The organism is Stutzerimonas stutzeri, assembly GCF_000219605.1.
GTDB lineage: Bacteria > Pseudomonadota > Gammaproteobacteria > Pseudomonadales > Pseudomonadaceae > Stutzerimonas > Stutzerimonas stutzeri.
The window spans coordinates 190,702-212,676 of the sequence record NC_015740.1 but is presented as its reverse complement, the minus strand read 5'-3'; the positions used below and the strand labels follow the sequence as shown (position 1 = coordinate 212,676).

General features: G+C 64.9%; 22 protein-coding genes. 9 read left to right on the top strand and 13 right to left on the bottom strand.

Annotation, left to right across the window (positions count from 1 at the left end; all coding sequences use genetic code 11):
• Position 1: 1 nt before the first annotated feature.
• The 7 genes from gspK to gspE all read right to left on the bottom strand — a co-directional run bounded on the left by gspK (position 2) and on the right by gspE (position 6,012).
• A complete protein-coding gene (gene gspK / locus PSTAB_RS00950) occupies positions 2–991 on the bottom strand; it encodes a type II secretion system minor pseudopilin GspK (protein ID WP_013981330.1) in 990 nt (329 codons plus the stop codon).
• Positions 988–1,701: a type II secretion system minor pseudopilin GspJ gene (gspJ, locus tag PSTAB_RS00945; RefSeq protein WP_013981329.1), complete on the bottom strand. Its 714-nt coding sequence runs from the start codon at positions 1,699–1,701 to the stop codon at positions 988–990. The genes gspK and gspJ overlap by 4 nt, the downstream gene beginning before the upstream one ends.
• Positions 1,698–2,117, bottom strand: a complete 420-nt coding sequence (gene gspI, locus PSTAB_RS00940; protein WP_013981328.1) for a type II secretion system minor pseudopilin GspI — start codon at positions 2,115–2,117, stop codon at positions 1,698–1,700. The genes gspJ and gspI overlap by 4 nt, the downstream gene beginning before the upstream one ends.
• Positions 2,114–2,683, bottom strand: coding sequence for a type II secretion system minor pseudopilin GspH (gene gspH, locus PSTAB_RS00935; RefSeq protein WP_013981327.1), 570 nt, complete (start codon positions 2,681–2,683; stop codon positions 2,114–2,116). Before gspH ends, gspI begins: the two co-directional genes overlap by 4 nt.
• Before the next feature lie 3 nt (positions 2,684–2,686).
• The gene (gene gspG, locus PSTAB_RS00930) at positions 2,687–3,127 is read right to left on the bottom strand and encodes a type II secretion system major pseudopilin GspG (protein WP_011911373.1); all 441 of its coding nucleotides are present in this window, start codon (positions 3,125–3,127) and stop codon (positions 2,687–2,689) included.
• Between the two features lie 5 nt (positions 3,128–3,132).
• Positions 3,133–4,347, bottom strand: coding sequence for a GspF family T2SS innner membrane protein variant XcpS (xcpS, locus tag PSTAB_RS00925; protein WP_013981326.1), 1,215 nt, complete (start codon positions 4,345–4,347; stop codon positions 3,133–3,135).
• 150 nt (positions 4,348–4,497) lie between these two features.
• Positions 4,498–6,012, bottom strand: coding sequence for a type II secretion system ATPase GspE (gene gspE / locus PSTAB_RS00920; RefSeq protein ID WP_013981325.1), 1,515 nt, complete (start codon positions 6,010–6,012; stop codon positions 4,498–4,500).
• 517 nt (positions 6,013–6,529) lie between these two features.
• Here gspE and PSTAB_RS00915 point away from each other — a divergent pair.
• From PSTAB_RS00915 to PSTAB_RS00905, 3 genes are read left to right on the top strand one after another with little or no spacing between them, the layout of a single operon-like run.
• Complete coding sequence (locus PSTAB_RS00915; protein WP_013981324.1) at positions 6,530–7,651, top strand: Re/Si-specific NAD(P)(+) transhydrogenase subunit alpha; 1,122 nt, start codon at positions 6,530–6,532, stop codon at positions 7,649–7,651.
• 13 nt (positions 7,652–7,664) lie between these two features.
• Complete coding sequence (locus PSTAB_RS00910; protein ID WP_003284152.1) at positions 7,665–7,982, top strand: NAD(P) transhydrogenase subunit alpha part 2; 318 nt, start codon at positions 7,665–7,667, stop codon at positions 7,980–7,982.
• A 3-nt stretch (positions 7,983–7,985) separates the two neighbouring features.
• On the top strand, positions 7,986–9,422 hold the full coding sequence (locus PSTAB_RS00905; protein WP_013981323.1) for an NAD(P)(+) transhydrogenase (Re/Si-specific) subunit beta: 1,437 nt from the start codon (positions 7,986–7,988) through the stop codon (positions 9,420–9,422).
• Positions 9,423–9,491: 69 nt separating this feature from the next.
• Here the strand turns inward: PSTAB_RS00905 and mdaB are convergent, their stop codons facing one another.
• Together mdaB and PSTAB_RS00895 are read right to left on the bottom strand one after the other, a co-directional pair.
• Entirely contained in the window at positions 9,492–10,082 is a 591-nt protein-coding gene (gene mdaB, locus PSTAB_RS00900; RefSeq protein WP_011911368.1) for an NADPH:quinone oxidoreductase MdaB, read from the bottom strand.
• Positions 10,083–10,203: 121 nt separating this feature from the next.
• Positions 10,204–11,193, bottom strand: a complete 990-nt coding sequence (locus PSTAB_RS00895) for a bile acid:sodium symporter family protein (protein ID WP_011911367.1) — start codon at positions 11,191–11,193, stop codon at positions 10,204–10,206.
• A gap of 88 nt (positions 11,194–11,281) precedes the next feature.
• On the opposite strand from PSTAB_RS00895, the gene PSTAB_RS00890 reads away from it, so the two are divergent.
• From PSTAB_RS00890 to PSTAB_RS00865, 6 genes are all read left to right on the top strand, one after another.
• Positions 11,282–12,082: an AraC family transcriptional regulator gene (locus PSTAB_RS00890; protein WP_013981322.1), complete on the top strand. Its 801-nt coding sequence runs from the start codon at positions 11,282–11,284 to the stop codon at positions 12,080–12,082.
• 154 nt (positions 12,083–12,236) lie between these two features.
• Positions 12,237–12,437: a DUF1127 domain-containing protein gene (locus PSTAB_RS00885; protein WP_013981321.1), complete on the top strand. Its 201-nt coding sequence runs from the start codon at positions 12,237–12,239 to the stop codon at positions 12,435–12,437.
• A gap of 106 nt (positions 12,438–12,543) precedes the next feature.
• A complete protein-coding gene (locus PSTAB_RS00880) occupies positions 12,544–12,861 on the top strand; it encodes a DUF2388 domain-containing protein (RefSeq protein WP_013981320.1) in 318 nt (105 codons plus the stop codon).
• A 108-nt stretch (positions 12,862–12,969) separates the two neighbouring features.
• Entirely contained in the window at positions 12,970–13,266 is a 297-nt protein-coding gene (locus tag PSTAB_RS00875; protein ID WP_011911364.1) for a DUF2388 domain-containing protein, read from the top strand.
• 42 nt (positions 13,267–13,308) lie between these two features.
• Positions 13,309–13,629: a DUF2388 domain-containing protein gene (locus PSTAB_RS00870; protein ID WP_013981319.1), complete on the top strand. Its 321-nt coding sequence runs from the start codon at positions 13,309–13,311 to the stop codon at positions 13,627–13,629.
• Entirely contained in the window at positions 13,626–15,578 is a 1,953-nt protein-coding gene (locus tag PSTAB_RS00865) for a DUF7844 domain-containing protein (RefSeq protein WP_013981318.1), read from the top strand. The genes PSTAB_RS00870 and PSTAB_RS00865 overlap by 4 nt, the downstream gene beginning before the upstream one ends.
• Before the next feature lie 88 nt (positions 15,579–15,666).
• Here the strand turns inward: PSTAB_RS00865 and PSTAB_RS00860 are convergent, their stop codons facing one another.
• Genes PSTAB_RS00860 through PSTAB_RS00845 form a run of 4 tightly spaced genes read right to left on the bottom strand, consistent with a single transcriptional unit; the run spans position 15,667 to position 21,972 of the window.
• Positions 15,667–16,620, bottom strand: a complete 954-nt coding sequence (locus PSTAB_RS00860; RefSeq protein ID WP_041771614.1) for a hypothetical protein — start codon at positions 16,618–16,620, stop codon at positions 15,667–15,669.
• Positions 16,611–19,292, bottom strand: a complete 2,682-nt coding sequence (locus PSTAB_RS00855; protein ID WP_041771613.1) for a toxin VasX — start codon at positions 19,290–19,292, stop codon at positions 16,611–16,613. The genes PSTAB_RS00860 and PSTAB_RS00855 overlap by 10 nt, the downstream gene beginning before the upstream one ends.
• Complete coding sequence (locus PSTAB_RS00850; RefSeq protein WP_232243994.1) at positions 19,289–19,864, bottom strand: DUF4123 domain-containing protein; 576 nt, start codon at positions 19,862–19,864, stop codon at positions 19,289–19,291. Before PSTAB_RS00850 ends, PSTAB_RS00855 begins: the two co-directional genes overlap by 4 nt.
• Complete coding sequence (locus tag PSTAB_RS00845) at positions 19,861–21,972, bottom strand: type VI secretion system Vgr family protein (protein WP_013981314.1); 2,112 nt, start codon at positions 21,970–21,972, stop codon at positions 19,861–19,863. The genes PSTAB_RS00850 and PSTAB_RS00845 overlap by 4 nt, the downstream gene beginning before the upstream one ends.
• Positions 21,973–21,975: the final 3 nt, after the last annotated feature.

The following is a 21,975-nucleotide window of genomic DNA, read 5'->3' as shown; positions in this document are numbered from 1 at the left end:
GTTAGGGTCTGCTCCGGTTCGGTGAGGCCAGCCGGGCGGGCTGACCGAGGTTTCGCGCGAGCACGCGGACGCTGCCGTCCTGCTCACGTTGCAGCAGGCTGACCAGCGCCAGCCGGCGGTCGCCCAGGCGCACTTCGCTGGTGGCCTGGAAGAATTGACTGCCAACCGCCAGCGCAGTGCCCTGCAGCGTGGTTCCGGCCATGGCCGGCTGCGCGAGGAAGGCGGCGCTGTTGCGAAACGGCGCGCTGCGCCGCAGCTCGACCAGCGACTCGGCGGCACCCAGGCTGAGGTTGTCGCTGAGGCTGGAGAGCACCATCGCGCTGGCGGTGTTGACGTTCAATGGCACGCCACTCGGCAGCGCGGCCACGTAGGGCGCCAGTCGCTGGAAATCCTCCTCGCGCATGTCCAGCAGCAGGCGCAGCTCGGAGAGGTCGTGGAGCCGGCGGCCGGCGCTGCGATACGGCGGGTCGAGGCTGAGGTAGGCGTTGTCTTCGGCGCCCAGCTCGCCACTGGGCTGCTGGTCGGGGTCGAGCCAGTCGAGCAGGCGCTCCGGATAGGGCGCGCTGATCTGCAGGCGCAGCAGCAGCCGGCGGAACTGCTCGACGGCGGCGGGATTGGGCTGCTGATCGCGCAGCAGGTCGTTGAGGTTGAAGCGTCCGGCCATATCCTCGATGCGCACGAGGATCTCGCCCTGGTCGATCTCGAACGCCGGCAGCGGCTGCGCCCAGGGTTCCAGCAAATGATCGACGGCCGCTGCCTCACCACTGGCGCCCGGGTCAGCACCGGCGGCGGACCGCAGGTCACGGGCCAGGATAGCCTGCGCCAGCGCCTCGCCGCCCAGCGCGTAATGCCAGGCCTGACGCGCCTGCAACTGATTGCTGGTGGCGCGGATGCTCAGCTGCTGGCGCGCCACCATTGCCGCGCTGACCACGGTGACGATGGCCACCACCAGCAGCACGGTGATCAGCGCCACGCCGCGCTGGCGACTCATTGTGGCAGCTCCCCTTCGAACGGCTCGGGCACACCCTCGGCGCCGGGCAATGCCTGCTGCATCGTCTGCTCGGCGGCATCGGGCAGGCGCAGCAGACGGGTGATGCGGCCGTAGCGGGCGTGATCGACACTCAGCTCCACGGCGACCGGCAGGCGTTCGGCGGCATTCTCCGGGCTGCCGCGGCCGAAATCGAACGGCGGCCATTCCTCGTGCCACACGGCCTCCTCGTCGAGGTAGCGCAGCTGCAGGCCCTGGACGTTGTCCAGCACGCGCTGCACGCGCGGCTCGCTGTCGATGTCGCGGTCCAGCACCACCCAGTAGACGCGTTCGAGGTCGCCGCCGGCCAGTCGCCAGCGCACCCGCTGCAGGTTGGCACGGCGCAGGCCGGTGGGATTGCGCCAGCCGGCGCGGGTCAACTCCAGTATCGGCGCGCCATCCTCACCACCCAGCTGGCCGATCAAGGCACTGCGCTCGTCGCCGAAACCGTCGCGGATCGGCCGCCCGACCACCTGCTGCAGGTCACGTTCGAACGCCCACACCGCCCGGCTCAGCTCACGCAGCTGCAGTTCCTGCGCACGCACCGCCTCGTCGCTCTGCAACACCGCTTCGAGCATGCGATAGGTGCCGAGGCCCAGCAGCGCGAACAGGGCGATGGCGATCAGCAGTTCCAGCAGGGTGAAGCCGGCGGAGGCGCGCATGCGATCGATCATCGGGACGCGGCTCCCGGCTCGACGCCGATGAAGCCGGTCAGGCTGGTGACCGCGCGCTCGGCCAGCGAGCCGCTGCGAGCGCGTGGTGTCTGCAGCGCGACCCAGACGGTGACGCGCAGCAGGCCCGGGTCGGCGCTGGCCTCGACTTCGCTGAGGGTCTGCCACTGGCGGCCGCCGAACTCCAGTTCCCGTGTCTCGCGGCCGATGGCAGGCGGAACCTGTTGCAACTGCAGTTCGCTGATGCGGTTGTCGGCGATCCAGCCGGCCAGGGTCAGTTCTTCCAGGCGTCCGGCATTGCTCAGGCTGCGCCCGGCGGCGGTGAGCACCACCGCCGAAACGCTGGCAAAGATTGCCAGCGCCACCAGCACTTCGAGCAGGGTGAAACCGCGGCCGGCCCTGGCCAGAGATGCTCTCATCGCCTGTCTCCGAGCGGCTCGGCCTCGGGCAGGCGGAAGCCGTCGCTGGCGATCAGCCAGGCGTCGCCGCCCGACTTGCGCTCGGACAGGCGCAGACTGAACGGCGACAGCTCGCCGCTGGACAGTATCAGCAACTGAGGCTCCAGTTGCGGTGCGCGCCGTTCAGTCCGCTCGCCCTCGCGCGACAGCCCTGCACGGTCGTCCTCACGCCGGGTCGGCGCCACCAGTTCAAGCGGCGTGCCGTCCAGTTCCAGATCCAGACGCATCCACGCCGGCACCTTGTGCGTCTTGCGCCGCTCGACCTCCAACCAGCGCATGGCCGTCTCGTCATAGCGCAGCACGCGATACCCCTCGCTGTTGATCAGCAGACCGTACTCGCGGCTGTCGAGCACCGCCTCGTCGCTCATCACGCCGATCAGCGCCGCCAGCCGCCGCGCCTCGTCACGCAGTTCGCGCGAGGTACTGGAGCCACCGACGCTGAGCACCGCCACGCTGACCAGAATGCCCAGCAGGACGATCACCACCAGCAGCTCGATCAGCGTGAAGGCGCGGGCGCGCTGCCGCATCGGTTACAGGTCCCAGTTCCCGATATCGGCGTTGAGATCGCTGCCGCCGGGCTTGCCGTCGGCACCGAAGGAATACAGGTCGAACTGGCCCTGGGTGCCCGGCGACAGGTACTGGTAGTCGTTGCCCCATGGGTCCTTCGGCAGACGCTTGAGGTAACCGTCGCGGTTCCAGTTCTTCGGCTGCGGGTTGCCTGAAGGCTTCTTCACCAATGCATCCAGCCCCTGCTGGGTGCTCGGGTAGGCGAAATTGTCCAGCTTGTACATGTCCAGCGCGGCGGCGATGGCCTTGATGTCGCCCTTGGCCACGGTGACCTTGGCCTGGTCCGGCCGGCTCATCACCTGCGGCACCACCAGCGCGGCGAGGATGCCGAGGATGACCACCACCACCATGATCTCGATAAGGGTGAAACCGCCCTGGGTGCGGCGCTGCAGTCTTGTTGTCATGGTCGTTAACCCACCAGTTGGTTGAGAGAGAGGATCGGCATCAGGATGGCCAGCACGATGACCAGCACCACCGCCCCCATGAACACCAGCATGAACGGCTCGAACAGGCCGACCAGCAGAGACACCTGGGCGGCCAGGTCGTTCTCCTGATTGCGCGCGGTTCGCGCCAGCATCTGATCCAGTTCACCGGATTTCTCCCCGCTGGCGATCATGTGCAGCATCATCGGCGGGAATTCCCCGGTGGCATCCAGCGCACGGGTCAGGCTGCTGCCTTCACGCACCTTCTGCGCCGCCTCGACCACCCGCTCGCGGATGCGCAGGTTGGCGATCACCGCAGCGGCGATGGACAGCGCTTCCACCAGCGGCACGCCGCTGCGCGTCAGGATCGCCAGGGTGGAGGCGAAGCGCGCGGTATTGGTCGCCCGGCTCAGCCGACCGATCAGCGGTATCCGCAGGATGAACGCATGCCAGCGCAGGCGCAGCGCCGGGTCGCGCAGGGCCGCACGCATGGCCAGGAACGCGCCGACAAGGCCGAGCACGATCAGCCAGCCCCAGTTCTTCACCACGTCGCTGGTGGCGATCAGCCCGCGGGTCAGCGCCGGCAGTTCCTGCCCGGTGTTGACGAATACCTTGACCACGTCCGGCACCACGTAGCCGAGCAGCAGCACGACGATGGCCAGCGAGGCGACCATCAGGATCACCGGATAGAGCAGCGCCAGCTGGATCTTCTGCCGCGATTGCTGACGCTGGTCGGTGTAGTCGGCCAGCTGGTCGAGCACCAGCCCGAGATGGCCGGCGTGCTCCCCGGCCGCCACGGTGGCGCGGTAAAGCTCGGGAAAGGCCGACGGATATTCGCGCAGTGCCGCGGCCAGGCTGTGGCCTTCCATCACCCGCGCGCGCACCGCCAGCAGCATCGACTTGATCTTCGCCGAGGTGGACTGCGCGGCCGCCGCGCGCAGGGCTTCCTCGATGGGCAGCGCGGCCTGCACCAGCGTCGCCAGCTGCCGGGTGACCAATGCCAGATCACGCGCCGACAGGCCGCGGCCGAAACTGAAGCCGCCACGGCTGACGTCTTCCTTGGACTTGGCCTGCTTCACCTCCAGCGGCGCCCACTGCTTCTCGCGCAGCAACTGCCGCGCCTGACGCGGGCTGTCGGCCTCGATCAGGCCCTTCTGCTCACGGCCACGGGGGTCGAGGGCGAGGTATTCGAAGGCAGCCATCAGGCGGTCTCCAACAGCGGCGATCCGCGGTCGAGAGCGCCTCTACACAGATACCGCACAGCCGAGGGAGCGGCCGCGAATGGCGCCACCATGCGACGTCGGTCAGGCTGCGGATGCCTCTGCAGGCGCGTCGGAATCAACCTCATCCCCTCACTCCTCACGCGTCACCCTCAGCACTTCCTCGATGGTGGTCACCCCCTCGCGCACCTTGCGCAGCCCGTCCTCGCGGATGCTCGGGCCCAGCTCACGGGCATGGCGCAGCATGTCCTGCTCGCTGGCGCGGGTGTGCACCATGGTGCGCAGGGTGTCGTCGAACAGCACCAGCTCATAGATGCCGGTACGCCCGCGGTAGCCGAGGCCACGGCATTGCTCGCAGCCTTCGGCGTGGTACAGCGTCGGCGCCTCGGCCGGACTGACGCCGAGCAGCTCGCACTCGGCGGCATCGGCGTTGTAGGCGCGTTTGCAGTCATTACACAGCACCCGCACGAGGCGCTGGGCCAGCACGCCGAGCAGCGACGAGGAGATCAGAAACGGCTCGACGCCCATGTCCACCAGGCGCGTGACGGCGCCAATGGCGCTGTTGGTGTGCAGCGTGGAGAGCACCAGGTGACCGGTGAGCGAGGCCTGCACGGCCATGTCGGCGGTTTCCTGGTCGCGGATCTCGCCGACCATCACCACGTCCGGGTCCTGACGCAGGATGGCGCGCAGACCGCGGGCGAAGGTCATGTCGACCTTGGTGTTGACCTGGGTCTGGCCGATGCCTTCGAGGTGGTATTCGATGGGGTCTTCGACGGTGAGGATGTTGCGCGTACGGTCGTTGAGGGTCGTCAGCGCGGCATAGAGCGTGGTGGTCTTGCCCGAACCGGTGGGGCCGGTGACCAGGATGATGCCGTGGGGCTTCTTCACCGCTTGCTCCAGCTGGCGGCGGTCCTGCTCGTTCATCCCCAGGTGGCGCAGGGTCAGACGTCCGGCCTGCTTGTCCAGCAGGCGCAGCACCACCCGCTCGCCGTTGGCCGAGGGCAGCGTGGAAACGCGTATGTCCACCTCGCGACCGCCGACCCGCAGCGAGATACGCCCGTCCTGCGGGATGCGCTTCTCGGCGATGTCCAGCTTGGCCATGACCTTGATCCGCGAGACCAGCAGCGCCGCCAGCTCGCGCTTGGGCTGCACCACTTCGCGGAGGATGCCGTCGACGCGGAAGCGGATCACCAAGCGCTTCTCGAAGGTTTCGATGTGGATATCCGAGGCGTTCTCGGCAATCGCCTCGCCGAGGATCGCGTTGATCAGGCGGATGATCGGCGCGTCGTCCTCCTGCTCCAGCAGGTCCTCGGTTTCCTGGATCTGATCGGCCAGGCTGGCCAGGTCGAGGTCGTTGCCCAGCCCCTCGACCATCAGCATCGCCGCCGATGAATCGTGCTGGTAGGCCGCGCCGAGCGCCTGATCGAAATCCGCCTGGGCCAGCCATTGCATCGGCAAGCGCATACCGACCACCCGCTGCGCCTCCTGTACCGCGGTCAGCGCGGCACCTTCACGCAGGCCCAGACGCAGCTCGCCGCCGCGCTCCAGCAGGATCACGCCGTGGCGGCGGGCAAAGGCGAACGGCAGGCGGCGTTGCGCGGGCTGCTCGAGCAGCGTGGTCACGTCGTTTACATCGAGTTCGGGCATCGTGCAGCTCCACCGGCGATACGCAACGACCCGACGTCGCCGCGCTCGAAACACTCCAATCGGGTCCAACCAGCCTAGTTGGACTACAAGGATTGGATGACATTTCAACGTGCGTGCGTTTTTCCTGATATCGACTTAACCCGACACCAAGGTCGGAGACGCTTGGCACCGCTGACGAATACCACGTCAATGGCGCGTCATTCATGATGCGGCCGCTTCGTCTGCCTGACAGAGGCTGGCCTAGGCTGCGCAGAGCCAAACAGGACGCAATCTGCAGCGAAGCGCGGAAAACAGGCAGTCATCCTGCGACCGATGCGTCAAATACAATCGTTTGATTGAAACAGTTGTTTGATTTTTTCAGGGCTTGCAGAATGCCGCGCCGGGCAGTTCGTTTTCGGGCCGTCCGGCCTGCTCCATCCGTTCCAACCCCGTCCGCCAGAGCAGCGGGCGGGTGAAAAGCACGTCGGTGCGCGGTCCGCCGCAGCACCGGTCATGATCACGCAGGAGAACAACAACAATGCACATCGGTGTTCCTCTCGAAACCCACTCCGGGGAGACGCGCGTCGCCGCGACCCCGGAAACCGTCAAGAAACTGATCGGCCAAGGGCACCGGGTGACGCTGCAAAGCGGCGCCGGGTTGCTTTCCAGCGTGCCGGACAGCGCCTATGAAGCGGTCGGCGCGACCATCGGCGATGCGGCCGCGGCACTTGCCGCCGAGCTGGTGCTGAAGGTCAATGCGCCGGACGAGGCCGAACTGGCGCAGATGCAGTCCGGCAGCGTGCTGCTGGGCATGCTCAACCCGTTCGACAATGACTGCATCGCGCACATGGCAGCCCGCGGTATCACCGCCTTCGCCCTGGAAGCCGCGCCGCGTACGTCCCGTGCACAGAGCCTGGACGTGCTCTCGTCGCAGGCCAACATCGCCGGCTACAAGGCGGTGCTGGTCGGTGCTCATCACTACCCGCGCTTCATGCCAATGCTGATGACCGCCGCCGGTACGGTGAAGGCCGCGCGCGTGCTGATCCTCGGCGCCGGCGTCGCCGGGCTGCAGGCCATCGCCACGGCCAAGCGCCTGGGTGCGGTGGTCGAGGCTTCGGACGTGCGCCCGGCAGTGAAGGAGCAGATCGAGTCGCTCGGCGCCAAGTTCGTCGACGTGCCGCTGGAGACCGACGAGGAGCGCGAATGCGCCGAAGGCGTCGGTGGCTATGCGCGGCCGATGCCGGCCTCGTGGATGGCGCGTCAGGCGCAGGCGGTGCACGAGCGCGCGCTGCAGTCGGACATCGTCATCACCACCGCGCTGATCCCGGGCCGCAAGGCGCCGACACTGCTGCAGGAAGCCACCGTCGAGCAGATGAAGCCCGGCTCGGTGATCGTCGACCTGGCGGCCGGGCATGGCGGTAACTGCCCACTGACCGAGATCGATCAGGTGGTGGTGCGCCACGGCGTGACCATCGTCGGCCACGCCAACCTGGCGACGCTGGTGCCGGCCGACGCCTCGGCGCTGTACGCCCGCAACCTGCTGGATTTCCTCAAGCTGGTCATCGACAAGGACGGCCAGTTCCAGCTCAACCTCGAAGACGACATCGTCGCCGCGTGCCTGATGTGCCGCGACGGCCAGGTCGTGCGGACCAACGGTTAAGGGAGACGCGAACATGGATCTGATTTCGGACGGCATCTACAACCTGATCATCTTCGTGCTGGCGATCTACGTCGGTTACCACGTGGTCTGGAACGTCACCCCGGCCCTGCACACGCCGCTGATGGCGGTCACCAATGCGATCTCGGCAATCGTCATCGTCGGCGCCATGCTGGCCGCCGCGCTCACCGTTACCCCGCTGGGCAAGGCCATGGGCACGCTCGCCGTGGCGCTGGCCGCGGTCAACGTGTTCGGGGGCTTCCTGGTCACCCGTCGCATGCTGGAAATGTTCAAGAAGAAGGACCGCAGCGCGGCCAAGGCGGAGGGCAAGTAAGCCATGAGCATGAACCTGATCACCCTGCTCTATCTGGTCGCCTCGGTGTGCTTCATCCAGGCACTGAAGGGCCTTTCCCACCCCACCACCTCAAGACGCGGCAACCTGTTCGGCATGATCGGCATGGGGCTGGCCGTGCTCACCACGGTCGGCCTGATCTTCAAGCTCGGCAGCGAGCTGGCCACCGCCGGCATCGGCTACGTGATCGTCGGCCTGCTGATCGGCGGCAGCGTCGGCACCGTCATGGCCAAGCGCGTCGAGATGACCAAGATGCCCGAGCTGGTTGCCTTCATGCACAGCATGATCGGCCTGGCCGCGGTATTCATCGCGATTGCCGCGGTGGTCGAGCCGCAGTCGTTGGGCATCGTCGAGCAGATCGGCTACGCCATTCCCGTCGGTAACCGCCTGGAGCTGTTCCTCGGTGCGGCCATCGGTGCCATCACCTTCTCCGGTTCGGTGATCGCCTTCGGCAAGCTGTCCGGCAAGTACAAGTTCCGCCTGTTCCAGGGCGCTCCGGTGGTGTTCAAGGGCCAGCACATGGTCAACCTGGCCGTGGGCCTGGCGATCGTCGGCCTGGGCCTGGTCTACACCTTCACCGGCAACCTCGGCGCCTTTGCCATCCTGGTGGCGCTGGCGTTCGTCATCGGCGTGCTGATCATCATCCCCATCGGCGGTGCGGACATGCCGGTGGTGGTGTCGATGCTCAACAGCTACTCGGGCTGGGCGGCTGCCGGTATCGGCTTCTCGCTGAACAACTCGATGCTGATCATCGCCGGCTCGCTGGTAGGCTCGAGCGGCGCGATCCTCTCCTACATCATGTGCAAGGCGATGAACCGCTCGTTTTTCAACGTGATCCTCGGCGGCTTTGGCGCCGACGCCGATGCCGGCGGCCCGGCGGGCGCCCAGCTGGAGCGCAACGTGAAGTCCGGTTCGGCCGACGACGCCGCCTTCCTGCTGACCAACGCCGACACCGTGATCATCGTGCCCGGCTACGGCCTGGCGGTAGCCCGCGCGCAGCATGCGCTGATGGAGCTGGCCGAGAAGCTGACGCACATGGGCGTGACCGTGAAGTACGCGATCCACCCGGTCGCCGGCCGCATGCCGGGGCACATGAACGTGCTGCTGGCCGAAGCCGAGGTGCCCTACGAGCAGGTCTTCGAGATGGAGGACATCAACTCCGAGTTCGGCCAGGCCGACGTGGTGCTGGTGCTCGGCGCCAACGACGTGGTCAACCCGGCGGCCAAGAACGATCCGAAGTCGCCGATCGCCGGCATGCCGATCCTCGAGGCGTACAAGGCCAAGACGGTCATCGTCAACAAGCGCTCCATGGCCAGCGGCTACGCCGGCCTGGACAACGAGCTGTTCTACATGGACAAGACCATGATGGTCTTCGGCGACGCCAAGAAGGTCGTCGAGGACATGGTCAAGGCCGTGGACTGATCGCCTCGTACTGAAACGAAAAACCCCTCCCGGCCATGCCGCGAGGGGTTTTTCTTTGCCTGTCGAAGGTCAGACGCTGAAGCCGAACACCTCACCCAGGTGCCGGCGATAGCGCTCGACATCCGCCTCGACCTGCGGCCGCTTCATCACGTCGACACACAGGAAGGTCGGCAGACCCTGCATGCCGAGAAACTCGTTGGCCTTGTGAAACGGCAGGTAGACGGAATCCACGCCCTTGCCGGCGAAGAAATCGCTGGGGTCGTCGAAGGCCTGCTGCGGCGCATTCCAGGTGGCGGAGATCATGTAGCGTTTGCCCTGAAGCAGACCGCCGCTGCCGTACTTCTGCGAGGCGTCGGAGCGGGTGCGGCCGTCGTTGGCGTAAAGACTGCCGTGGCCGGCGGTGAACACCTCGTCCAGGTATTTCTTCACCGTCCAGGGTGCGCCCATCCACCAGCCGGGCATCTGATAGATCAGCGCGTCGGCCCAGAGGATCTTTTCGACCTCCTGCTGCACGTCGTAACCGGCATCGATCTCGGTGGTGCGCACCTCGAAGCCGGCCGCCATGAGGGTTTCGATGGCTGCCTGGTGCAGCGTTGCGTTGTACTGGCCGGCGGAATGGGCGAAGGCCTTGCCGCCGTTGAGTAGCAGAATCTTCTTCATGGGAACGCCTCAGCAACAGAATGGCGCGCAGCTTAGCCACGCCTGTGGACCGCACCCAGCCCCTGACAGGCAAATCATCTTTGCCCACCAGTCACGAATCTGTCACTGATTGGCTTCGGGTTCAGCCGGCTTTTGCGACCGTTGCTGTCTCCGGTCGCGATGCATAGCGCTGCGCCAGTACCGCGCAGACCATCAGCTGGATCTGGTGGAACAGCATCAACGGCAGGATCAGCGTGCCCAGCGCGCCGCCGGCGAACAGCACCTGCGCCATGGGGATGCCGGTGGCGAGGCTCTTCTTCGAGCCGGCGAAGAGGATGGTGATGCGGTCTTCCAGGTCGAAGCCCAGCCAGCGGGCGATCAACCAGGTGCTGAGCAACGCCAGCGCCAGCAGCAGACAGCAGGCCAGCACCAGGCCCAGCAGCTGCGGCAGCGGCACCTGCTGCCAGATGCCCTCGACCACCGCATGGCTAAAGGCGGTATAGACCACCAGCAGGATGGAACTCTGATCGACATTCTTCAGCCAGCCCTTGTTGCGCGCCACCCAGTCACCAATCCAGCGCCGCGCGATCTGCCCGGCTATGAACGGCAACAGCAGCTGCACGACGATCTTGCCGATGGCATCCAGCGTCGAGCCGCCTTCGCCCTGGGCGCCCATCAGCAGCAGCACCAGCAGCGGCGTGAGGAAGATGCCAATGAGGCTCGAAGCCGCCGCGCTGCATACCGCCGCCGGGATATTGCCGCGCGCCAGCGATGTGAAGGCGATGGCCGACTGCACCGTGGCCGGCAGCGCGCATAGGTAGAGCATGCCCAGGTAGAGCTCGGCGCCGATCATCGGCGTCAGCAGCGGGCGCAGCGCCAGGCCGAGCAGCGGGAACAGCACGAAGGTGCAGCTGAACACCAAAAGATGCAGGCGCCAGTGCCCCATGCCGGCGAGAATCGCGCTGCCCGACAGCTTGGCGCCGTGCATGAAGAACAGCAGGCCGATGGCCAGATTGGTGATCCACTCGAACACCACCACGCCCTGCCCGCGCGCCGGCAGCAGCGTGGCGATGGCCACAGCGCCGAGCAGCGCGAGGGTGAAATTGTCCGGTAGCAGGCGGGGTCTGGCCATGGGTGCTCCTGATGCGTGTGGCTTGCAGCGAATGGCTCTGGAGTCTACTGTCGGCTTGAACATCCGACTAACGCCATTAGCCAGACAAATGTCGAGAAAAGGACAGGCCAGCCTCGCCCAGCGCAGCATCCCGGTCATGGATGCGCTGCCGCGACCGCTGTTCGCACGCAGCGAGTCCCTCGCCGAACGGACCACCACACCGCGCCACAGCCATCCCTGGGCACAGCTGTCCTACGCCATCAGCGGCGTGCTGCGCGTGCATACCGAGCGCGGGCGTTTTCTCGCCCCGCCACAGCGCGCCATCCTGATGCCGCCGGGCCTGCTGCATGAGGTAATCAGTTCGCCGCAGACCGAGATGCGCAGCCTGTACATCGACCAGCGCGCCGTGCCCTGGACGCCTGCGCATTGCCAGGTGCTGGCGGTGAGCCCGTTGCTGCGCGAACTGATCCGAGCATTCGGCACGCTGCCGGTGGACTACGACGAACAGGGCGCCGACGGCCGTCTGGCCGCGGTCATCCTCGACCAGCTACGCGCCGCCCCGGAGCTCGGCTACTCGCTGCCCTGGCCCGACGATGTACGCCTGCGCGGCATCTGCGAGGCACTGTATGAACAGCCGGACCTGTCCTTCAGCCTGGCGCAGTGGAGCGAGCAACTGCACATATCCGAGAAGACCCTGACCCGCCAGTTCCAGCGCGACACCGGCCTCAGCTTCCGCGCCTGGCGCCAGCGTTTGCGCCTGCTCAGCGCGCTGCCGTTGCTGGAGCGGGGCCAACCGGTCACCGACGTCGCTCTGGCCTGCGGCTACGACTCCACTTCGGCGTTCATCGCCGCATTCGGCCAACAGTTCGGCACTACGCCGGGTGCGCTAGCAAGGTCGCCGCGCCCGTAAGCGAACAGTTGCTCGTCGCACGAGCAGTACAGTTACGCCCACAATAAAACTGCACCGGCACAATTGACACCCCCTGTGGCTGTAACAGCCGCTGGCCGCGCGCGATCCTGTCTGCCCATAACCCGCACCCGGCTTGCCGGGAAGGAACGCGCTCATGGACCGCTCGCTGACCCGTCCATATCAGGCCACCCTCCATAGCCGCAGCTGGCAGCAACTGTTGCGGCTGCTGCAGCGCTGGCAACGCAACTACCGTACCCGCCAGCAACTGGCGCAGCTCGATGACCGCCAGCTCGCCGATGTCGGCATCAGTCACAGCGAGCGCGCCGCCGAACTGGACAAGCCGTTCTGGCGCTGAAGCGGTTCGCGCTCTAGAGTCTGTCGCCTAGCCTGACCGGCACTGCCCTGGCGGCGGAACGCAACGCCCATGGCACGGTCTAGAGCCTCATTACTGGAGATCTGCCATGTCCCGAATCCTGCTTCCCTTCCTCGCCGCCGGCCTGCTGCTGAGTGGCGCTGCTTCGGCGGCCAGCTTCACCGCCACCACCGACGTGGTGGTCGGAGGCCTGATCAATACCGTCGATGCCACCTCGGACCTCACTTCATCCCTGCGTGACGACAAGCTGGTGCTCGACGCCCGCGACGACGCCGCACGCTTTGTCGCCAGCCGTGGCGATCTGCGCGGCGCCCATTTCGAGGCGGCGCTGCAGCACATTCGCAGCCAGCAGCCGCAATTGCAGGCCAGCGATCTGCAGCTGGCCGAGGCGATACTCGCCCTTTGACGAGCCCGGCAGCGGACGCTGCCGAAACCTGCGGATGCAACCGGGCACTGGCTCTGGGGCAGGCGTTTCGCTAGCCTTGGCGCCGTTTTTCCCGGCTACAGGTTGCCCATGCGTTCGTTTTCCATCGCCCTTCTGCTGTTCGGCTGCAGCGCCGGCTCCGCCATGGCGTTCGATGTCACCACCGCCGCCGTCGTGCGTACCAGCTACGTCAGCAGCCAGCTCACCAGCGCTCCCTTCGACAACAAGCTGATCGCCGAGGCCCGTGAAGATGCGGCGGGCTTCGTAGCCAGCGAGGGGCAGCTCGTTGCGGCACGCCTGCAGGCCGCCCTGTCGCGTCTGCGCCAGGAACATCCGGAGCTTGCCGCCAGCGACCTGGAACTGGCCGAAGCCATCCTCGTCCAATAACCGCACCGCCTGCCGGTGCCCAGACCCGTGAGAGATTCATCGATGAACAAGCTATTGCTCGCCGCCCCGCTGGCGCTGGCCGTCGCCGCGGGCGCAGCCCAGGCGCAGACCCTCGTGGCCACCAGCAACATCGTCGTGCGTGCCCTGGACCGCAGCATCAACTTCACCTCCGACGTGACCAGCCGCATCAGTGACATGAAGGTCGTCGTCGAGGCCCGCGAAGACGCCGCCAGCTTCGTCGCCAGCGCCGGCGAGATCCGCGGTGCCCATCTGGAAGCGGCGATCGGCACCCTGCGCAGCGAGTTCCCCGCGGCGCGCAACGCCAGCGACCTGCAACTGGCCGAAGCCATCCTCGCGCTGTGACCCGCCTCGGCGCCTGGCTGCTGGCGAGCGGCCTGAGCCTGGCCAGCATCGCGGCTCATGCCGAGCTGCGCCTGGTTCTCGACGCACGCACGCTGGACGCTGAGCAACGCGCCGCCAGCCAGGCGCTGCTGGACGAAGCCATGGCCGCCCTGCCCCCGCGCCTGGTGCAGAGCCTCGATCGCGAGGTGCGCGTGCAATGGCGCGACAACCTGCCGGAACAGGCCTATGGCCGCGCCGGCGGCAAGCGCCTGGAACTCAACCGTCGCCTGCTGCCGGCGCTCACCGACGGCAGCGCTGCCGAGGAAAAGACCAATCGTCCCCACGGCACGGTACGCCGCGAGCTGCTCGCCACCGTCATTCATGAAGTGGCGCATCTGTACGATCGCGCGCGCCTGTGGTCGCCGGATCAACACCTGCTGCAGGGCCATTGCCGTCAGCGCGCCAGCAATCTCGGGCAGATCGGCCTGCCGGACGACTGCCGCGGGCAGACCGACCGCCGCTTCACCCTCAGCGATGATCCGCGCCTGCTCGACCTGGCCGGCTGGCCGCAACGGGTCGGCAAGCGCGGCCTGCGCGAACAGGACAACGCGCAGCTGGCGCGCAGTCCCGACCCGTACGAGCTGACCAGCCCGCTGGAGTTCGTCGCGGTGAACCTCGAGTACTTCCTGCTCGACCCCAGCTACGCCTGCCGCCGCCCATCCCTGCACCGCTATTTCAGCGAGCACTTCGGCTGGGCACCGGAGCCTGCCGACTGCACGCCGGGCTACCCCTTCCTCAACGCCGGTCGCGAGTTCGGCCGCACGCCCCTGTTGAGCCTTGACCCTGCACGTGTCTACGAGGTCGACTACCTGTTCGCCGAAGCCAACGACGCCTGGGTCAGCCGCTGGGGCCATAGCATGCTGCGCCTGGTTATCTGCGCGCCCGGCCGCGAGCCCGGCCCCGCTTGTCGACTGGATCTGGACCACCATCTGGTGTTGTCCTTCCGCGCCTTCGTCGATGACGTGCAGCTCTCCAGCTGGGACGGCCTCACCGGCGTCTACCCCTCGCGGCTGTTCATTCTGCCGCTGGGCCAGGTGATCGACGAATACACCAAGGTGGAGCTGCGCGGGCTGGCCTCGGTGCCCTTGAAACTGCACCCCGAAGAGATTCGCCAGCTGGTCGAGCGCAGCGCCGAACTGCACTGGAGCTACGACGGCGACTACTACTTCCTGTCCAACAACTGCGCGGTGGAAACCCTGAAACTGCTGCGCAGCGGCACGGCACGCAGCGACCTGGTCGCACTGGACAGCATCATGCCCAACGGGCTGCTGGAAGTGCTGATCCACCGCGGCCTGGCCGACGCCAGCGTGCTCGACGACACCCGCGAGGCGCTGCGCCTGGGCTACCGCTTCGACTCCTACCGCGACCGCTACCAGGCCATGTTCGCCGTGCTCAAGGAACGCCTGGGCCTACCCCAGCACAATGTCGAGCAGTGGCTGGAGCTCGACGCGGCCGAGCGCCAGCCATGGATCGACCGCGCCGACCTGCGTGCCGCCGCCGCCCTGCTGCTGGTCGAACAGGCCGCCCTGCGCCGCCAGCTGCTCCTGGCCCAGGACGAGCTGAAGAACCGCTACCTCGGCGGCCGCGGCCGCGACGCCAGCCTGAACAAGGCTGACGGCGCGCTGCAGGAAATCCTCGCCAGCAGCGGCTACCTCAGCCGCCCGGCCGAACTGCTCGACGGCGACGGCTACGGCCTGCCCCAAACCCGCGAATGGACCCGCCTGGAACGCGAAAGCGAACAACGCCAACTGCGCCTGAACCAGCTGACCGAAGAACTGGACCAGGAAGTCCGGGTGCTGCTGGGCGATGAGCGACGCGAGGAACTCGAAGCGATCGAAGTGAACCTGGCCCAGATCGGCGAGCGACTGCGCGGGTTGCACAAGGCAGGGGGTGGGTTGGAGTTGCCGTGAGAAGTTATTTACAGCAGTTATCGCTTTAGCCCAAACAATTTGATTGCGGTGATCGGAAGACTGTCTCTTGCACCGGGATACAAGCTGATCATACGTCCAATCCCCGCTCTCGCTCCAAGTCGAGCAGCCGTGTAGTCGGGCCATTGGGTTGCAGACGTTCGGTGACGATCTGTGGCCAGCGGTTACGGGAACGCCGCTTGGCAATGTTGTATGTGAACTCCTGCAACCAGTTCATCGGAAAGAAGAGCAAGTGTCCCAAGTAAAGTACCGCATCCGTCCATTCCAAGTAGTTCTTGCCCTCGTTGGCTTCTTTTTTCTCGGCAATCCTTTGCCGCCGGTAGGCAAGAAAGCCTGTGGGTTTGGTATGGGCAGAAAGCATTTCCTTGACGTATGCATCGGAGTCGCTGCGCTGGCCGTTCTCATCGAACCAAGGACCATTGTCCATATAGGCGCGCAGCCATTCCCAAAAACCCTTCTGCATTTGCAGGGTTTTGCCCATCGGTAGACCAAGGCTTACCAGTAACGCGTTATCGGGCTCGCCGAGGCGGCGTACGAGAATTTCCAGCGAGGCATTTCGCATACCACCGGTATGTGGGCCAACCATAACGAACTCGCCTGCCAGCGCCTGTATACCGTCCCAGGGGCTGTGGTACAGCTTGCCGTTGTGATCGAAATAGACTTCTCGGGTGCGGCGGTTGAAGAGTATCGGCAAGGGGAGTGGACGGCGGGTTTCCCAAAGGAACGGAATAACGAACAGAGCGGCTGCTAAGATTACCCCTGTCAAAATGCCATCTGTATTTCCGCTCAGGATGAGGATGGAACACATGAGAAGCACCGTTACCCCACCAACTCCCAGTGCTCCAGTCAGCATTCCCCTGTCGGAATCCCCGCCCGTCTTGATGGCCAGATAATGCTCGGTATGCTCATCGGTAACAAACATTTCCCACGGCTTTTCTCCAGTGGGCTCGTCGGCGCGTAAGAGCACGCTGGGGGACTGCCCGAAGCGAGTACGAGCTTGGTGGATCAGGTCGCTTACAACCATGCGAGCTCCTTGATTTCTATGGCAGGTAGGGTTATTCCCTCGACGGGCGAATAGCTCAGTTCGCCACGTATGGCATCGAGGTTGTCACCGTTCTCTTCGTGATACACGCGACGGTAGACGGCCACACCAGGTTCGGTTTTGATCCGTGTGCCGCCGTGGTGATCGAAGTCCTTCCCGGTCCATTCCACGGTTTTGCGTGTGCCGCCAAAGCCGAAGAAGCTGCCCCAGGTTTCGTGCCCTTTGAAATGGATCATGTCATCAGTCAGCGCGCTCTTGCCTGGCAGCCTTAGCAAGACGTAGGTGATGGTTTGCATGCCCCTATATGGATTCAATTCATTGAGACGGTAAGCCTCGAAGCTGATGGGGAATACTACCTTGTAAAACTCGGTCATCGACATTTCGTAGCTGTTCGACCAATCGGCAGGCCGGGTGCCGAATCGGGTACCTTTGACCCAGGCTTCAAGAGGTGTGTCCTGGGTGTATTGGCGGGCAATTACTCCGCCGACGATCAGGATGGTCCACCCCAGAGCGCGGGCGGCCAGGTGTGGCGCCACGCTGACGCCGCGGCCTATGACCGCAGCCTCGCCAGCGATGACCGCAGCACGGGCGGCACGTATAGCCCGGAAGCTCTGCACGTAAAGACGCAGGCTAGCGGCGGAGGCCAGGGTCAATCCGGCATTGATGGCTGAGGTGTCTAAGTCGCCGGCTTTGTAGGCCTCCAGCGCCTCGATGCCGTAGACCAATACGTCGAAGCCCGAGGTCACCGATTGTAGGATCGATGCTTTAGCGCCTACCCCCAGTGCATCAGCCAAAGCTTTCTGTGAAGCAATGTGCGTGGCCCCATTGAGCTTGACTGCTGCTTCCCAGTCGACTTCAGAAACTTTTTGCAAGGTCGCTGCTATTGCACTAGAAACTCCAAAAAATCCTCCCGCAAAAATCAGCCAATTTTTCCCCGACTGCTTTTCAGTTAGCTGTAACCCGCCCCATATAAAATTCACCCCTGCCATCAGCGCTACCAGGCATTTGATAGGTGCTCTTTCTAGCGTTCCTTTGCCGAGGTCGAGCATCCTCTTGAGGTCGACATCCGCCGCCATGTGGGTAGGCAGGGGCGGCAAGTCCTTGGCCGGTAGCAGGCGGAAGAACGGCAGTGCCTCGCTGACTGCAACACTGAGTTGTGTGGGTTTTAGACGGGCTGGCAGATTAGGGCGTGTGCCCATCAGATCGCTCATCCATTCGCCGAGTTGCCGCTGACTGACGGCCTCGATAGCCAGGCGCTGCTGGCTTCGCGCCAGAGCCGCGGCGAGGTAGAGGCGCCCGGCGGCCTTGGAGCCGTCGTCGGCTTTCTGCAGGCCCAAGCCGACGATGGGAGCGAGCGCTGTGAACAGGGCTTCCAATGGCGAACCCAGAATATGTCGGCCCAGTTTATCGGCTGCCTGGTTCAGCAATTGCGCTAGTCTGCGGGCTTCGTTCAGCGCGCTCGCACCGTTGTCTCTTGCGCCGTCAGCCAGCCCTACCAGGGAATTGAGCTCACCGACCCCGAGGCGTTTGCCCAAACCCAGTAATGCCCAAACCAGCCAGGGTTTACCCTCTTGCTGCTGGAGTGTTAGAGCATTGGCTATGGCTTTGGCCCCTGGGCCGGTTGTCGCCGGGCCAAGGCAGGCTGCAGCAAAGTGGAGTTCTAACTCCGCACGTGGATCGGGTTGGGTGATGTCGAAATGGCCACAGGCAGTATCCAGGCTGGCAGGGCCGCGCTGAGCTAGGGTATTTAGCCAGGCTGACCAAAGCTCGCTGATGCGGCGCACATCGGCGCTGTAATCTTCCTCCTCTTGCGTTTGCTGCTGCCAGGTAGTTTGTAGCTTGCGGTAATTGGTGATGCTGCGCAGTTGGCCGCCGATTTGCGGGTCGCCTTCTGCCAGAGATTTGAGTACGCCTGCCATGGCCCAGTCTTCACCATGGATTTCACGCGTCACCTCGAATGCCTGCTGGCGAGCGCGAAGCAGCTTGGCCAGATCCAGCAATACGCCCCACGGATCGTCGATCAAAGCATAGGCTTGTTGCTCGCAGCGCTGCATGTCGTCGAGCAGCTTTGGCCAGGCTGGACGGTGACTGGTTGAGGGTTCACAACTCCAGCCATACCAGTTGGCGTCCATGTAGTCGCCGATACGTTCGTGAATCGTGCGTGCTTGACCGCTGAAAGGTGCTGCTCCAGGGGTGATGGTGCGCATCACGCGCTGACGTACATCCTCTTTTCCCTTGGCTGAATTGAACTGGCTATCGCTCCACTGGCGAGGCGACCACGCCAGCATGGCCGGTGTTCCTGCGGGAAGGAGTAAATAGGGCAGGCTACACCCGTCGATGACTTTGCCGCCGCGAGCTGTTTGGGTAAAGGCAGCCGCGCTGACACGGTATTCGACCAATTGTTTTAGGCCGCTCTGCCAGACGTACAGCCAGCCATCGCGTAACAGGCGGGCGGTGTAGTTCAGCGGACGGCCCTTGAGTGGCTCGAAGTAATCACCTATTGCAGGAAAGTCTCCCTGTACAGCTGGCAAGCCATAGGCGCTGGTATCCACTGTCAGGGTCGGGCCGAGCGCATAGCGTAGCGGGAGTACAGCACTGAGCAGGGGGCATCCAGCGACCGTCAAGCTGGATGGGGCGGGAGTTTGGGCAGTCATAGAAGAGCCTCCTGTGCCGTGTCGTCCTGTGCGGCAAGTGCTTCCAGCAGTCGCCAGTCGAGCGTCATTTGCGCGGCGAGATCTAGTTCAGCTGGCGCGCCGTCTTTCTCGGGCTGTTCGTTCTGCCAGGCACAGAAGATTGTGCCTTCGTGATGAAGCCAGATGCGTGAGATACGGTGCCAGAATCCCACCGGCCATTGCCTTTCGCGCTGCCATGCCTGATACAGAGGCCGGGCGTCACCCAGGCGTAGCCAGAGTTCGCGATGTTCTGGGGTAAAGATGCGCAGGCGGCGCTGCAGTATGTGCTGCAGATCGTCCATCGAAGCATCGCTTTCCAGCCAGAGACCATCCTTGATTTCGGTTCCGTGTTGCCAGGCGTCATAGGCCATGCTGCCAGCCGGAGCATCCAGCAAAATCGGGCCAGCGTCCGCTATGGGTTCATAGGCCGTACCGAGCAATAACGGTCTTGGTTGATGGCTAGGGAAGCACTGATAAAGCCACGCCGTCGCACTCTCGTAACGAGCGCCGTCGAGCAGAATGGCACCGTTTCCATTGGGCATTGGGGCGCTCATGCCTTATCTCCCTTTGATGCCTTAGCGGCTTCGCACACTTCACATACGCCAGCTCGGGTGCTGCGAAACAGCATGTTTTGTTTTATCAGGGCTTCCAGTGGAATTCCCGGCATATCTGCATCCGCTGCCTTCACCTGCCCCGGCAATATCGGCGCCGCGGCCGATCCCTTTCCCGGACTTCCACCCGAGTTCATCCTGATCAAAGGCCCGACCATGGTGATGCCGCTGGCATCGAGTTTGATAAAACTGCCACCAGCCTTGAAGGTCAGCTCGCTGCCGGCTTCGAGCACCACTTTGAGGCCGCTGGAAAGGTGGATTTCATTACCCGCCTCGATGAACTGCCCGGTGCCGATTTTCAGGTGCTGGCTGTTGCCCACGGTGAGGTGGTCGTTGGCGCGGATTTCGGTCTTGCGATCGGCGTGGGTGGTGCGGTGCTCTTCGGCCTTGAATTCGCTGTAGCTGTTGGCTTCCACCGTGTCGTGGCGCTCGTGGCCGACGCGGATCTTCTGGTCGTGCTCGATGTTCTCGTCCCAGTCGCGCTGGGCGTGGAGGTAGATCTGTTCGGCACCCTTGCGGTCTTCAATGCGCAGTTCGTTGTAGCCGCCACCACCCGGGCTGCTCAGGGTCTTGAACACCGTGCGGGTCTTGTTGGCCGGCAGGTCGTAGGGGACCTGATGCTCCTTGTGGTACAGGCAGCCGGTCACCAGCGGTTGATCGGGATCGCCTTCGAGGAAGGTCACCAGCACTTCCATGCCGACCCGCGGGATGGCGATGCCGCCATAGCGGTCGCCGGCCCAGCTGGAGCTGACGCGCAGCCAGCAGCTGGTCTTGTCATCGGCCTGGCCTTCGCGGTCCCAGTGGAACTGGATTTTTACGCGGCCGTACTCGTCGCAGTGGATCTCTTCGCCGGCGGGGCCGGTGACCACGGCGGTCTGGCTGCCGAGCACCTTCGGTTTCGGATGGCAAAGCGCCGGGCGGAAGGGGATGGCCCAGGGGGTGGCGCTGAAGCGGTTGCGGTAGCCTTGTTGAAAGTCGAGGCTGGCAAGAGACCCCTCACCCCAGCCCTCTCCCCAGAGGGGAGAGGGAGCTCGCTCTGAACCGCCTGACAGGTTGGTGACGGACTCCTCCAACACCTGTGGCTGCTTACCTTCATGCAGTACCTCGGTCAGCAGCCAGAGCTGGTTCCAGTCGCTGCGCGGGTGTTCGCCGAGCGGGAGGAAATGCCCGCTCGCCAGTTGCGGCTGGTCGCTTTCGCCTTCGGCCAGTTCGTAATCGTGGCGGTGGCGCTCCAGGGCGCGCTGCGACAGATGCTTGCCGCGGGCGCGCTCGGTGAAGCGGCCGGGGTAGTCGTAGTCCTCGAGGTCCGGCTGGAAATCGCTGTGGAACGCGGCCTCCATGGTCAGGCGTGGCTTCTCGAAATCGTAATCGCGGCGCGTGACCCGGCTGGTACGGGTTTCCACACGCAGGCCGAAGCGCTTGATCACCGGTTGGTCGGCGACCAGACCGCTGTCCCGTTGATAGGCGGTGGCGGTGAGCCTGGGGAAGACGGTCTGGTCATCGCCAAAGACCAGCACATGGCCGCTCGCACCGTGCTGGAAGTGATAGTGGATGCCCTCTTCCTCACACAGGCGCTGGATGAAGTGCAGGTCGGTTTCGTCGTACTGCACGCAGTACTCGCGCGGCGGGTAGACCACCGGGCCGAGCCCGAAGCGGTAGGCATCGGCTTGGATACCATGTTCCTCGAGCACCTGGGCGATGATCTGCGGCACCGTCAGGTGCTGGAAGATGCGCTGGTTGGTGCGATGGGCGAGGTAGGCCAGCTGCGGCACGAGCGTGAAGCGATAGCGGGTCAGGCGCTTGCCGGATTCACCCTGGGCGGCCTGATGCACCAGCCCATGAACACCACTGCTATCCGGCGCGAAGGCAAGAAAAGCCGGGCGATGCAACAGGCTTTGCAGATCCAGGTCGGGGCGCTCGCTGACCAGTTCCAGGTCGAAGCGATAGGGCTGGCTGATGGCCTCGCGGCCCCGGAATTCGAGCACCTTGAAGTCGTGCTCGACGCCTTCGAGGGAAAGCGTGAAGTGGGCCTGGTTGGCTGGGGCGAACATCCA